Source organism: Bradyrhizobium sp. AUGA SZCCT0182, from assembly GCF_018130185.1.
GTDB lineage: Bacteria > Pseudomonadota > Alphaproteobacteria > Rhizobiales > Xanthobacteraceae > Bradyrhizobium.
Genome location: NZ_JAFCLY010000011.1, coordinates 144778 through 156789, shown reverse-complemented (window position 1 = coordinate 156789; position 12012 = coordinate 144778). Strand labels below are relative to the sequence as shown.

The window sequence follows — 12012 nt, the reverse complement described above, 5'->3', positions numbered from 1 at the left end:
CCGAAGCAGGCCATACTCAGACCATGACCTGGAGGCGACAATGCTGACCCATCAAGAATTCGCATCGCTGCTTGCGGTTGGCCATACCGCCGTAAATGACCGTCCGGCGGTCATCCCTGCCGAACACAGCGCCCGACTGATCGCGTTAGGCTACATGGCCGATATCGATGGCAAGTTGCGCCTAACCACACCGGGCAGAAATCGGATTGCTGCCGGAATCGCAGCTTTGGCCTCGTAGCGGCGGTGCGTCCGGGCGCAGCTGTCACGTCGGGTATTCCGATCATCGCTCAATGTGGCGGTCAAGCAATGATAGCGCTGACGGGTTCGTCGTTAGTGCGAAAAGAGGATCGGCACGGGTGGCTGCGATAACAGGCTCTTGGTAGCGCCTCCGAGGATGAACTGCCTTAGCCTCGAGTGGCCATAAGCACCCATCACAAGCAAATCCACCCCGTGGGACAGCGAATACGATTCAAGGACGCTGCCAATCGGCTTGCCCTTGGCTTCGATCCTTTCCAGCACAACATCGATTTCGTGCCGAGCCAAGTTCTTTGCAAGTTGCTCAGCAGAATGCTTTGTGTCCATGTCCTTTTCATCGACAATTGTGACCACATGGACCTTTCTCGCTCTTTCAAGAAGCGGAAGAGCGTCCGATATCGCGCGGGCGGCAGCTCGGCTGAAATCCCAAGCCACAGCGATCGTGCCAAGCTCGAACGAACGTGACCGGGGAATTTTCGGCAAGGCCAGGGTAGGCTTACCTGATCCAAAAATAACCGCCTCCGCGTACATTTGATCGTCCGAGTCCATAACTGGCATGATGGTCAGATCGTGCAGCCGGGCATAGTCGACAAGCAGGTTCGGGACCTCAGTCGGGGTACATTTCTGAAGGATTGCTTCGTGAGGAACGCCAGCCCTTTCCGCGGCTTTGTCGCATGCCGCGAGCAGGGTCTGGGCATTGTGCCGGCTCTTGGCGCCTTCACCCGCAATGATCTCGGGAAGATTGGCGAACGAGCCCGAAAGGAAATGTCCGGGCACCTGAACGTGCGTTTCGCAGGACAGCGCTGCGAGATGCGCGCCGAGGACCGCAGCGATTGAAACCGCATCGTCGACTACCGATGAAGGAGACGGCTCGGGATAGCTGGTCAATGTCACGAGAATATCTTTGAAAGCCAAGACTTCCTCCTCATAGCAATGCAGCGATCGCCCAAATCCTGGGCGAGGTGCGCGATGATGATGGCGGGAGCGCCGTGGCTCTCAGTCACCGATAGCGGCGAACAACGACGCGATGATAACTCCTATATGGGCACCAGACTCGGGAAAGCGAGCTGAAGAGTCCATGTCCGAGATGGGTCAAATCGCCACTGGTCGCACGTTCGAGTTCAGACAGCGAGTTCTCGCTAACGCCGATCGTTGTACTGGCTAAGGCTCAAGCGATTTAAGGAAGCTGATGAAATCGCCAACTTGCCCGGGATCCAACCTGAACTCGGGCATATTCGCATGACCGGTGGAAAGCCCTTCGCCAAGCGCTTCTTCGAGCGACTCGACGGGATACCGCAGGTGGAGAGTTCGAAACGGCGGGGCAATGGCTAGGGCACTCAGGGTGAATTTATCGATGGAATGGCAATGCGAACAGTTGGCTTGTGCAAACGCCTTGCCCGCAGCGGCGTTGGGTTCGGCGCTGCATAAGGTTGCATTCACCAACACGCTTAGTGCGATAGCAACAGAGGATACGATACTCACCTTGAGTTGGTGTAAGTAAATCAAATACGACGCTCCCGGCCAACGTGCCTGTTATGTCTGTCCAGAGGCCCGTGACACCCTCTATGCTAACTGTGTCGGCGTTGCGGGATGAGCCGTTTTCGGATGGTGGTCGTGCAGGTACGACGCCAGATGTTTTCCGACGATAATGTCCCCGGCCATAGCGGTTTCGAAAAGGTTCTCCTGCACGTCGCGAGGGAGGTCCGGCCACAATGCGAGCGCGGCCTTGCCCAGCAAGCGCTCGAACTCGAGAGTTGAGTTAGCTATCATCATTGGACCACTCTATTTAACGCGGGCAGGGCAATCGGCCCTGCCGCCTTTATTCCGGTTCGCGGTGAACAAACTCGCGATAAATCTCTTTTCCACTTTCGTTGACAACCAATATCTCAAGGTCCTGATCGTCCCGCAGGCTGTTGTCGCGGAAGTCCTGCGCGATCTCCTTGCAGTGCCTGATCGCTTCGGCATTGGTGTTGAACTCGATGCCGATGCGGTCTCTCATCGGGACGCCGTCTTTCATGTCAAAAAAGAACTTTTGCATGGTCAATGCTCGATTGCAGGGATCGTGGCCAATCAAACGCGCTACTTCGGTATCAGGCGCCCATCATGAACTTCGTGAGTGGCCACGTGTTCGCGGCGGGCGTCGATGGCGCGTTGATGCCATACGATTGCTTCGTCGATCCAGTAGTCATGACGTGTTGGATCCTCGTGCGCGTTCTCACGACAGGTTGACGCTTTGGCGATGCACTCGTGGCGCCGATACATCAGGCTATCAATCCGCCACGTTCCAACCATGCATCAGTCACCGCGCTTTCGATGATGTGCTGTTGAACCCTCCTGCAATGCGGGCAAGTAAACGTCCGCAGGTCCTGGCCCGCATCGCTCGGTTCGATAGCGGTCAACTTCATGGGAGAACCACAAGCCGTGCATTGTGGACCCTGGCTTTGTCTTTGGAGCATGGACGTTACCTCAGTTCGGTGTTCTGAGTTCTCCCCCGAGCCATCCGACCACCTTCGACTTCAAGGGATCCGACACAATGACGCTTGTCTGCACGCGATCGCATTTAGGGCATTCGAACAGCCGGTGCTCGAAGCCGATCGGCCCCGGCCAAACGCGCTCCAGCATCATCCGCGTTTGGCAGTGGAGACAGCGCGGACGCTCGATCGCGATCAGAAATTGTTGGGATGAAGTCATGATGCTTCCCTGAATTGGGCGGGAGCGTTCCAGAACTCTCAGTCACCGGTAGATGCCGAAGCGGGCCGGTGATGGAACCAGCTTGGCACTCCCCCGGTCCCCCCGTCTGTTCCATTTTGCTCACATTCCGAAAGTTAATGAGTTGGAGGCCTTCCAAAATGGCGATGCACAAGCGTCGCGTCGGGGCCGTCCCAATCAGGACCCGGCATATCTGTTTCGCATAGTGGTCAAAATTGAGCAGCGCCAAAGGCAGGGATGTGCTGACATTTGCATAGGACGGGTGCGCCATTCGGCTGCGCCCGGCTCTCAAAGACCGGCCCCAGCAGGAAGCCAGCCCCTGGCTGGGGCCGCTCTCATCGCGGCGCGCCGGCCGATCACATCGCCATTGCGATCACCAGAAATCAACGAGGCCGCATCGCGGCGCGACGTCGTTTCACGTTCACGGTCGAACGTGGTGAACTTGGACAGAATGACCCCGGCGCTTGGGCTTGGGGGCTGGTCCGCGCCGGGGCCACGCTTGGAAACGTCGCCGTTGCGGACAGCGACGTTCGGCTTCAAGCCGATCACATTCGCTGCGGCGGCGCTGTTCTCTTTTGCTCACTTCCAACTATGGGGACCAGAAATCCGGCAACGTTGACCGTTCCGAAAGGTCCTGGAACTTGTGCGAGGGGCGGCGGTTGGTCCGCTCACAGGAGAGTTCAATGCATAAGGATGGAAAGCAAATAGTCGAGACAGCGGTGGAGGCCAGAGGTGGTCTCTTGGGCAGACCCGTTCTCCTGGTGCTCATCGTGAGCTGCGTTCTGGCAGTTGCCGCACTTGTCGTGACGTATTCAGGGGCGTGAAGAGGGCCGTTGAAGCGACGCGCTCGATCGTTACGGCTCGCGCTTGATCTCGGGTTTGTCGTACAGGACCGCATTCAACAATGAACTATTGACCTCAATTTTTCCGTTGTAGCTGATGAAGCCGAGCTTGCGGAATTTGTTCATGAAGAAGCTCACCCGGGACCGGGTGGTGCCGATCATCTCGGCCAGGGTCTCCTGGCTGATATTTGGGATGATCGGCTGGGGACTGCCTTCCTTGCCGAAATTCGCCAGCAGAAGCAGCAGGCGCGCCAACCGCTTTTCGCTGGAGTTGAAGAGCTGATCGATCAGGTCTTCCTCAATGCGGCTGTTGCGGGTCAACAGATAGGCCATGAACATCTCGGAAAACTTCGGTTGATCGTGAAGGGCCGCGAGCATTGCGGCCTTCGTGATAGTGGTGACCAGACAGTCTTCCATCGCGGTCGTGGTCGCGATCCGCACCGAATGGCCGTTCATGCAGCCTTCGCCAAAGAACTGGCCGGCTCCAAAAATCCCGACCACCGCCTCTTTGCCTTGCTCAGATATGACAACAACCTTGACCCGTCCGCTTTGAATGTAAAAGACGGTGTCTGCCGCGTCGCCCTGGGCGAAGACGACCTGATCCTTATGAAATTCAAGGATCGTTTTGCCCTCGCCCACGACGGCGAGAAACGCCTTGGGATCAAAGGCAATCTGATTGGTGTTGTTAGCCATGTCCGGTTTGATCCCGCGGCAGGACATCTACCTTAGCCGTTTTGGCCGTAGCGGTCCGGAATTTAACTACGTCCGAGGCGGCCCTACTTATGGCCATCCACGGCATGGGCGGCCAGCCACTTTTTGTCGCAGGCGAGCGAGCGCATCGAAGCCGCAATCTGCCGGTGCTCATTGCGGACTGGCCCGGGCGGCATGGAGCGCGAGTGCCTGATAAGTAGCCGGCGCAGTTCGTAAAGCTCCGCCATCGTGTAGCGCTTGGTTTCGACGGCGTTATTTTCCACAAGCTCGCGAGCCCATGTCATCTGCCTGATCTTCCGATGTGGGGTGACGATAGCATCATGCCGCGTCGCAACACCGACTCGCTGGTCAAAATTGCTCACATTGCCAAATAACGGGAAGGGGAACCCCTTTCGGGGCATCCGCGGCGGCTCACTTCGGAGATTGCAGGTGAACGAGGCGTGAACCGACAAATTCAAAGTGGTCCACGGCGGTTCGCGTTGCTCCGAAAGTGCCCAAACCGTACGCTCAATCCACGATTTTCCAGTACGAGTCCTTGCGGATCACCTTGCCGTCGCGGAACGTATAGAAGTCACAACCCTGGACCTCTTTTCGCGCGCCCTCGCGGGTGGTGCCCGTGAGGGTCCATTTTGAGATGCCGGTGTCGGCAGCCGCGTCCACAAAATGCGCTTCGTTGCCGTAATGGACATCGGGCAAGCCTTCAAAGCGCGTTGCCAGCGCTTCCCGTACATTCCGTTTGCCCTCGAAACGGGAGCCCCACGGGCTGCTTCCCCTCGGCATCTCCAGCACACAATCCTCAGAAAAACACGCCATGATGCGATCGAGGTCGTGCGCGTTGAAGGCTTCACACAGCTCCTTCAGTGCGGCGCGAATGTCCATTTGCCGTCTCCATCCCGTTTGGACAGTCTTGCCTGCACTCACATCAGAGGCCAAGCGTGACCTCGGCCCAGCGCATCACCCTATCGCCGTTGAGGAACTCGATCACGCTTCGCTCGGTCGCCGCCGGCCGGTCGTCGCCGAGCACAGCGGTTGCGGCGATCATGTCGCAGCGTTCGTTGAAGACGACCGATATCGCCGTTTTGCCGGGCGGATTGCGCGCGTTGAGCGTGTAGGCGCGGCTGCGGCCTTTCATCCACGCAATGTTGACCGGACGACCGGCGCCGAGCGGCGCAACGTCGCCGACGAGAACAAGATCTCCCATGCGATCCAGATCTTCATCATCGGCGACGCCGGTCGTGCAATTGCAGAACCCGATCTTGGCACGCAGATAGAGGCTCACCTCGGCGCCGCAGTCAGCCGCCTTGCAGCGGAACGCTTTGCCCTTTCCCCACTGATCGATGGGAAAGGGCCAGGCCACCTCGGTCCATACCGGCGCGGTCGCAGTTGCCGCCGCGTGCCGGGGCAGACCGAACCACGCCAACGCCGCCGCGAGTACGCATCCCAGCGAGGCTGCTGCGACGGCGATAGCTACCCTTTTCATTGCACCACCGTTCTGGTCGCTGGAGCAGGATGACTTTTCTTCGAATCGTCATCCGGCTCTATCTTTTTGTTTGAGCATGATCTTTTCGGAAAACCGGTGCCCACTTTTGCGGATCATGCTCTAGTTGCTGGCGAGATACGTCTTTGCCGCCGCTACCTCGCGCCGCTCGGTGTCGGCGTTCGCCGCGAGCGCCATGAGTTGCTGATAGTTCTGTCGCGCCGCCGCCTTGTCACCGAGCGTGTCGGCGGCCTTGGCTGCACCGGCGTAGCCCTGGAAGCGGTTCGGCTCCTTGGCCTTGGTGGCCTCGAATGCCACAAGCGCCTCCTTGGCCATGCCGCGATCGAGCAGCATGGAGCCGTAGAGCTCGCGCGCCGGCGCCATCGGACCTGGCGTGACCACATGCTTCTCGGTCAGGTCCTCGGCGTCCGCTGCCGCACTCATGGCCTTGAGAGCCTCGTCGTACTTGCCCTCCGAGTGAAGCACCCAGGCAACGGCGACCTGATGCTGGATGTCGACGATCTGCGACCAATAATTATCCTTGGCGTCGCGTAACTTGTCGCGCAATTCCGCGAGCTTCTGGACATCAGCCTTGGCGGCTTCCGGCTTGCCGGAGCGCGCCGCGCCGAGCGCGCGTGCGAAATGCGAGATCGCCATCGCGTAGTTCAGGCCGCTCGGCCTGACGGATAGTTGCGAGGCCGCGTCCCAGTCGCCGCGGTCGATCGCATAACGGGCCGGCGAGGCCGCCAGCGCGTAGTCGGCGGCCGCGACCGTCACCTTGAAGTCGGTCTCTTTGATCATGTCGTCTATGACGGCGCGCGCCTGCTGGTCCTGGGCGAGCTGAAGATGGGCATAAACCATGTAATCCTGCGCGTGCAGGTAATTGCCCACCGACTTCTCGGACTTCGCGGCTTTCACGGAGGCGGCGTTGGAGACGATCGATTCCTTCCAATAGCCGACGCGGGTGTAGATGTGCGACGGCATGTGCTGGGCGTGCGGCGCGGCCGGCGCGATCTTGGCGTAGCGGTTGGCGGCGTCGAGGCCTTTTTGCGCAGTCGCCGGATAGTCGTAGAGGTGGATCAGGTAGTGCGTCACGCCCGGATGCTGCGGCAGCCGTACGGACATCGGCTCCAGGATTGCGGCGCCCTTGGTCTGCTGCGCGTAGGTCTTGTCTTTCAAATCCGCCGAGGTGTTGAGCGTGATGGCGTAGGCAATCTGGGCCTCGTCATCGTCTGGATATTTCGCTGCGATGTCGGCCTGTTTGTCGCGCAGCGCGCGCATGCGCTGGGCATGGGGGATCGTTTCGTGGTCTGCATACATCACCATCATCGCATCGATATAGTCGCGTTCGCGCTCGGTCTTGGCTCCGATCTCCCTGGCTTTGGTGATCGCGGCGAGGCCGGGCGCAAGATTCGGCCGCGGAATTGCGGCGTGCGGATTGTCCATCATCGTGAGCGCGATGCCCCAATACGCCATGGCGCATGTCGGATCAGCCTTGACGGCCTCCTCAAAGATCTCCTTGGCATTGGTGTACCAGAACGAGTGCTGGTAGCGCATCGCGCGATCGAAGCGACGCTGCGCAACATCGTTGCAAGAGGTTTTGAAGCTCACGTTACCGAGCTGCTGATCCACGTCGTCTTGCGCGGCGACCAGCGGCTGAGACGTAGAAAGCATAAGAGCCGCGACGGCGACACCGAATGGAGACTTCCGCATGGATTTGCTCCCTCTGGCTCATCTGGCAAGAATGGATGCCACTATACGACTTTCGGTCCTTTGCCGGAACCACCCGCATCATGGCAGTGTAATTGACCTTTCGGTCCCTCCGGGCATTCGGCGTAGATGCGTCCCGGCGAGTTGCTTTTGGGCTTCACTCGATCAGCTGGTCCGCGAGCACAAGGATTGTCGGCGGGAATGTGAGCCCGAGAGTCCGCGCAACCCTGACATTGGCGATCAGTTCGGTCGTTCCATAGCGGCGAATGGCCAGATGTCGGCAATTGGGCGATCTAGATGCCACGCATCTTGTGATCGGCCCAGTTCTTGAGATCGCGTACCGTTAGGACCTCGAGGAACGGGTTAGCCCTGACAAGTTTCTGGCGGGTGGTTCGACCGGTCGCGTCAGCGGCCGCCATGACGGACGCGGCGTCGGCATGTTCGGCGCCGGACAGCAGAGCGACGGCGCCAGCCGGTCCGGCAAAATAGGCCAGATAAAGCGAACCGGACGTGAGGGGCAGACCGCGCTTATTCAGTGTCCTGGCATATTGCTCAAGCAGCCGCGCAATGATCTCCCGCGTAAGTTCTGCGTCCTGCCGTAGCTCCAGGAGTTCCTTATCGCTGCGGCCCTTGATCAGATCGCGGCGATGCTTTCGGATGGCTTCGAGCCATGTGTCATCGAGAAATTGACCAGCCCCTGTGGCGCTGGAAAGCTTGTTCTTTTTGTTCGCAATTCCCGCCGATTCGACTTTGATGATGCGCTCCACCAGAGCCTTGACGTCGATTGACTCGATTGTCTGCCGGTTTGAATAAGTACTGCGAAAGATGTAGGCGCCTGCGATAACAGCCAACGCAATCGCCGCTGCTAACACGATCGCGACGATTGCCACGTTGAACGGATCTCGCGATCTGTCAGGTGCGCCCCGCTCGTCCGGGCGAGGCGGCCTGATTTCGTCCACACGGGCTCCGCCCCCAGATCTACGAGCGAGGTCGGCCGGTTCGGCGCCGGCCAACGCGACATTGCACGAAGGCCATTGCGCTAGGTCTGGCATCGGGAGGACAAGTTCAATGCTTGAAGAAGACCATCGAAAGCATTCGGACGACACGGCCTGGCCGCGACCGTCGGCTTCGGCCGGGCCATCCTTGCAGCTTTGTTGGGATTTGTGGATTGAGGCTCGGGTTTGTCAGGCTCCGTGTATTTGGATCCAGGTCGTAACTTCCCGGCAACGTGCTTTTTGCCGCCTGTAGCGCTCCCGACAGTGCTCGGCTCCTTTTCTGGAGTTAAAGCCGTTGCATCCGGCGGCGGTGTTGGTTCGACGGATGAGATCGGCTGAACCGGTGCTTCATGCTGCAAACGGTGGACTTCGCGCCGGTCAGCCGTCTCCAGGGTGTCACCTGATACGCTGACGCCGATGGTCAGTTGCTCGAACCGATCTGGCGCAGTTGTCTTGGTGCGTCGCGGTGTCCCCAGCTCCATGATGGTCAGAGCGCTGAGGCCGACAACGAGGAGACCTGCCCTCATCATGATCTGCTCTTCCAGAACGAAGGTGCTTGCCCCGAATAGGGGGAAATAGTTTGCCCAACGTCGCAGAACGATTTCTAGGATCCAATGCGGCGGGTTAGCGGCAGAATTGACTTGCGCGCAGGAGCGACGAAGTAAGTCTGACAACAGGGTTAATGCACGGAGGCGCGAGTGTCTCTGCGCAGGGGCTCAATGAAGGTTGAACAGCTCTCTCACCAGCTGCCCGGAAATGATGTTCGCGAACGACAACCTGGTGGGCGCTGCGACCGGTGCCGGGCTGCTACTCGCGACCACAGGCGTTTTGATTTGCGTATGGGGCGATGACGGGTGTCTGGCTGCAGCCTCCTTCACCAGTCTCTTCGTGGCTTTTGGCTTGCTTTTTTCCACGCCAGTAACCGACGCATGAGAAGTTATCGGCGCGTATGATTGTGCTTGCGCGGGCGGCTCGTCCGGCATGGCATCGGCGGGCGCGGGCGGCGGAACGATCGTCGGAAGGTTGGTGTCGATGACGATCCGCTCCGGCGGCTGCTGCAGAGAAGCGATCCGGATGACCGGCCTGTTAACTTCGTCACCGGCGGGCTCCGCCGAGGGTTGCGGAAAGAACCAGTTGGCCACGAACAGCAACACAAGCAACGATGCGCCGACCCAGGCTATGTATCGTCCGAGAGGCATGACCATCTCCGCCACAGAACCTGACGAGAGCAAACGCCGTAATTCCTGACAGTCCGTAACTGAACGTGGTTACTGCCGGAATTGCTGTTGCCGAGTTCGATCACGAACTTCCGTGAGCTACTCGGTGTAGATTTGATGGGAGTTCGGCAGGTCCGGGAATTGACTGCCTGCTACCGATGAACCGGCATACGCGCATACCGCGATGACGAGCGCCCTGATGATCGTGAACATTTGCTGCCTCTTGCTGTTGGAGGCAGCCTAGAGCGGATTTGTTTCGGACGGCTTAGGGAAGGTGGTTTTCACGTCATTGACCGACTTGGTAAACAGTCTGCTTGTATCCATTTTCCGTAGAGACGCCGTCGGCGCAGCCCGTGCTGCACCGCATCAGGACCGCCAGCGCTTCTCCTGCCCGTGCAGCGCAGTGGACCTCGGCCCCTCAGACGTGCCAGGTCTTTTCAATGCCAAGTCGGCCTGAACGATTTAGCCACCGCCAGCGCAGCCCACTCGTCGGTTTCCAAAGCAATTTTCTGTGCGAGCATGACGTCGCCGGGCACCAGTGGCTGGTTTGGCACAAAACACCAACCGGCTTTCGGGCGCCCATATTGGTCAAGTTCATGAATATTTGTCGCTGTGCCATAACAGATCCGGTATCGCTTGCCGGTCTGGCAGCCCGTGACTTCGAAGTACCCGTATTTGTTGAACTGAACCAGTTGTTCGGGCGATAGCCACGCTTGCAGCAACCTTATGCCGCGCACCTCCCTTTGAGGGCAGCCCAATTCCCGATACTGAGCCCGCAGCAATTGCCAGCGGTTCGCGCTATCCGCCAGCAATTGCCTGATGTTACGGACCGCATTCCGTAGCGTTGTCTGCAACATGAGACGCTAACCGCCGACTAGCCTTGGATAAAACAGGGTTTCTTCGGCTTTCGGATCGAATCTGCGCGTTACCGTCGGATCGCCAGAGGAATTTCTGACTGCCGCTGTGAAGCCGGCGCCTGTGAGCTGTTCGAAGCGCTTTTCCGCTTCAAACAACGCCTTCGCGTCGTTCGCATCAAACTCATGGCGGGTATCGCCAGTGTGGTCCATAACGATGTGGGTTGCCATTGCAAACACTCCTTGGGGTTCGCACCATCAGCAAATCTGCAATGGCAGAAGTTCCGAAAAGTTCCAAAGGCTCGCCAAAATACAATTGCCGCCCGCCGGCGAGCTCAAAAATGGGCGATTCATTTTCGAAATGCGGGCAGGATGCAATTTTCCGCCGCGCTGGTCGAAATTGCTCACATTCCGAACCGGGATAGGGCCGCTCAGGGTAATCCGCGTCGCTTTTGGTACAAGTATGGGCTGGGTGGGCGGCTACCCAACTGCTAATGAAATAGGCCTGCCTCCGTCGTAACCATCACCGGCTGGCACACCCGACAGGGTGTCGCTTGACCTCACTCCGCGCGCTTAACCTCACCACGCATATGGATGCGAATAATGACCCTGACGACCTACTTGCTGTACCTGGCCGCCGTAGCCGTGTTGGTGCTGTCACCCGGCCCAACCATGCTCACTTGCATGACGACGGCGCTGAACGAAGGCAAGTCAGGCGCGCTGGCAGCTGCGGTTGGCAGCATCAGCGCGGTCCTCGGAGTCATGGCGCTTTCGGCGCTGGGCCTCGGTGCATTGCTCGCGGCATCGGAGCTTGCCTTCACCGTGGTCAAGGTGATCGGTGCGATCTATCTCATCTGGCTCGGCATCAAGACGTTCGGCAGCACCGCTGAAGCCGTCGATATCAAGAGGGCTCCAGCGGACAGCGGCCGGCGCTTGCGCACGCACTATGTCAGGGGCTTCCTGGTCGGGTCGAGCAATCCCAAGGCCATCCTGTTCTTCACCGCGTTCTTCCCGCAGTTCCTGAACCCGGTCGAGCCGTTCGCGCCGCAATATGCCATCCTCGCCGTTACCTTCATCGCATGCGAATTCAGCGTGCTGGCGATGTGTGCCTTCGGCGTCTCCGCGATCGCCCCCGTCCTGCGCTCCAGCTGGCACATGCGCTGGATCAACAGGGCAACAGGAGGGCTGTTCGCAACGATGGGTGGCCTGTTGTTGTTCAGCCGGCGTCACGCCTGATACTGA

General features: G+C 59.1%; 16 protein-coding genes. 3 read left to right on the top strand and 13 right to left on the bottom strand.

Annotated elements, in window-relative coordinates; translation table 11 throughout:
- The first annotated feature begins 40 nt into the window (after positions 1 to 40).
- Positions 41 to 238, top strand: coding sequence for a hypothetical protein (locus JQ611_RS14780; protein ID WP_212266357.1), 198 nt, complete (start codon positions 41 to 43; stop codon positions 236 to 238).
- A gap of 92 nt (positions 239 to 330) precedes the next feature.
- Here JQ611_RS14780 and JQ611_RS14775 read toward each other — a convergent pair whose 3' ends face one another.
- Entirely contained in the window at positions 331 to 1170 is an 840-nt protein-coding gene (locus JQ611_RS14775; RefSeq protein ID WP_212465835.1) for a universal stress protein, read from the bottom strand.
- Between the two features lie 246 nt (positions 1171 to 1416).
- Positions 1417 to 1713: a c-type cytochrome gene (locus JQ611_RS14770; RefSeq protein ID WP_212465851.1), complete on the bottom strand. Its 297-nt coding sequence runs from the start codon at positions 1711 to 1713 to the stop codon at positions 1417 to 1419.
- A 132-nt stretch (positions 1714 to 1845) separates the two neighbouring features.
- Between JQ611_RS14770 and JQ611_RS42715 the strand changes: the two genes are divergently transcribed.
- Positions 1846 to 2013, top strand: coding sequence for a hypothetical protein (locus JQ611_RS42715; protein ID WP_212266361.1), 168 nt, complete (start codon positions 1846 to 1848; stop codon positions 2011 to 2013).
- A gap of 61 nt (positions 2014 to 2074) precedes the next feature.
- Here the strand turns inward: JQ611_RS42715 and JQ611_RS14760 are convergent, their stop codons facing one another.
- The 11 genes from JQ611_RS14760 to JQ611_RS14710 form a co-directional block, all read right to left on the bottom strand.
- A complete protein-coding gene (locus JQ611_RS14760) occupies positions 2075 to 2293 on the bottom strand; it encodes a DUF6894 family protein (protein WP_212266363.1) in 219 nt (72 codons plus the stop codon).
- A 428-nt stretch (positions 2294 to 2721) separates the two neighbouring features.
- Positions 2722 to 2946, bottom strand: coding sequence for a response regulator (locus JQ611_RS14755; RefSeq protein WP_249133169.1), 225 nt, complete (start codon positions 2944 to 2946; stop codon positions 2722 to 2724).
- Positions 2947 to 3818: 872 nt separating this feature from the next.
- On the bottom strand, positions 3819 to 4499 hold the full coding sequence (locus JQ611_RS14750) for a Crp/Fnr family transcriptional regulator (protein WP_212266365.1): 681 nt from the start codon (positions 4497 to 4499) through the stop codon (positions 3819 to 3821).
- Between the two features lie 83 nt (positions 4500 to 4582).
- Complete coding sequence (locus tag JQ611_RS14745) at positions 4583 to 4801, bottom strand: hypothetical protein (RefSeq protein ID WP_212465834.1); 219 nt, start codon at positions 4799 to 4801, stop codon at positions 4583 to 4585.
- Between the two features lie 223 nt (positions 4802 to 5024).
- Positions 5025 to 5396 carry a nuclear transport factor 2 family protein gene (locus tag JQ611_RS14740; protein ID WP_212465833.1) on the bottom strand — a complete coding sequence of 124 codons (372 nt, stop codon included), beginning with the start codon at positions 5394 to 5396 and terminating at the stop codon, positions 5025 to 5027.
- A gap of 43 nt (positions 5397 to 5439) precedes the next feature.
- Complete coding sequence (locus JQ611_RS14735; protein WP_212465832.1) at positions 5440 to 5997, bottom strand: hypothetical protein; 558 nt, start codon at positions 5995 to 5997, stop codon at positions 5440 to 5442.
- A 120-nt stretch (positions 5998 to 6117) separates the two neighbouring features.
- Positions 6118 to 7707 carry a M48 family metallopeptidase gene (locus tag JQ611_RS14730; RefSeq protein ID WP_212465831.1) on the bottom strand — a complete coding sequence of 530 codons (1590 nt, stop codon included), beginning with the start codon at positions 7705 to 7707 and terminating at the stop codon, positions 6118 to 6120.
- A 290-nt stretch (positions 7708 to 7997) separates the two neighbouring features.
- Positions 7998 to 8663, bottom strand: a complete 666-nt coding sequence (locus JQ611_RS14725; protein WP_312011966.1) for a lytic transglycosylase domain-containing protein — start codon at positions 8661 to 8663, stop codon at positions 7998 to 8000.
- Positions 8664 to 9415: 752 nt separating this feature from the next.
- A complete protein-coding gene (locus tag JQ611_RS14720; protein WP_212465830.1) occupies positions 9416 to 9898 on the bottom strand; it encodes a hypothetical protein in 483 nt (160 codons plus the stop codon).
- Between the two features lie 455 nt (positions 9899 to 10353).
- Positions 10354 to 10773, bottom strand: coding sequence for a hypothetical protein (locus JQ611_RS14715; protein WP_249133168.1), 420 nt, complete (start codon positions 10771 to 10773; stop codon positions 10354 to 10356).
- A gap of 6 nt (positions 10774 to 10779) precedes the next feature.
- Entirely contained in the window at positions 10780 to 11001 is a 222-nt protein-coding gene (locus JQ611_RS14710) for a hypothetical protein (RefSeq protein ID WP_212465829.1), read from the bottom strand.
- A 372-nt stretch (positions 11002 to 11373) separates the two neighbouring features.
- On the opposite strand from JQ611_RS14710, the gene JQ611_RS14705 reads away from it, so the two are divergent.
- Positions 11374 to 12006: a LysE family translocator gene (locus tag JQ611_RS14705; RefSeq protein WP_212266379.1), complete on the top strand. Its 633-nt coding sequence runs from the start codon at positions 11374 to 11376 to the stop codon at positions 12004 to 12006.
- Positions 12007 to 12012 lie beyond the last annotated feature (6 nt).

Bases quoted from the DNA above. Each gene is read 5' to 3' on its own strand.
- JQ611_RS14780 (WP_212266357.1), top strand. From the start codon at position 41: ATGCTGACCCATCAAGAATTCGCATCGCTGCTTGCGGTTGGCCATACC.
- JQ611_RS42715 (WP_212266361.1), top strand. From the start codon at position 1,846: ATGAGCCGTTTTCGGATGGTGGTCGTGCAGGTACGACGCCAGATGTTT.
- JQ611_RS14760 (WP_212266363.1), bottom strand. From the start codon at position 2,293: ATGCAAAAGTTCTTTTTTGACATGAAAGACGGCGTCCCGATGAGAGAC.
- JQ611_RS14755 (WP_249133169.1), bottom strand. From the start codon at position 2,946: ATGACTTCATCCCAACAATTTCTGATCGCGATCGAGCGTCCGCGCTGT.
- JQ611_RS14750 (WP_212266365.1), bottom strand. From the start codon at position 4,499: ATGGCTAACAACACCAATCAGATTGCCTTTGATCCCAAGGCGTTTCTC.
- JQ611_RS14745 (WP_212465834.1), bottom strand. From the start codon at position 4,801: ATGACATGGGCTCGCGAGCTTGTGGAAAATAACGCCGTCGAAACCAAG.
- JQ611_RS14740 (WP_212465833.1), bottom strand. From the start codon at position 5,396: ATGGACATTCGCGCCGCACTGAAGGAGCTGTGTGAAGCCTTCAACGCG.
- JQ611_RS14735 (WP_212465832.1), bottom strand. From the start codon at position 5,997: ATGAAAAGGGTAGCTATCGCCGTCGCAGCAGCCTCGCTGGGATGCGTA.
- JQ611_RS14730 (WP_212465831.1), bottom strand. From the start codon at position 7,707: ATGCGGAAGTCTCCATTCGGTGTCGCCGTCGCGGCTCTTATGCTTTCT.
- JQ611_RS14720 (WP_212465830.1), bottom strand. From the start codon at position 9,898: ATGCCTCTCGGACGATACATAGCCTGGGTCGGCGCATCGTTGCTTGTG.
- JQ611_RS14715 (WP_249133168.1), bottom strand. From the start codon at position 10,773: ATGTTGCAGACAACGCTACGGAATGCGGTCCGTAACATCAGGCAATTG.
- JQ611_RS14710 (WP_212465829.1), bottom strand. From the start codon at position 11,001: ATGGCAACCCACATCGTTATGGACCACACTGGCGATACCCGCCATGAG.
- JQ611_RS14705 (WP_212266379.1), top strand. From the start codon at position 11,374: ATGACCCTGACGACCTACTTGCTGTACCTGGCCGCCGTAGCCGTGTTG.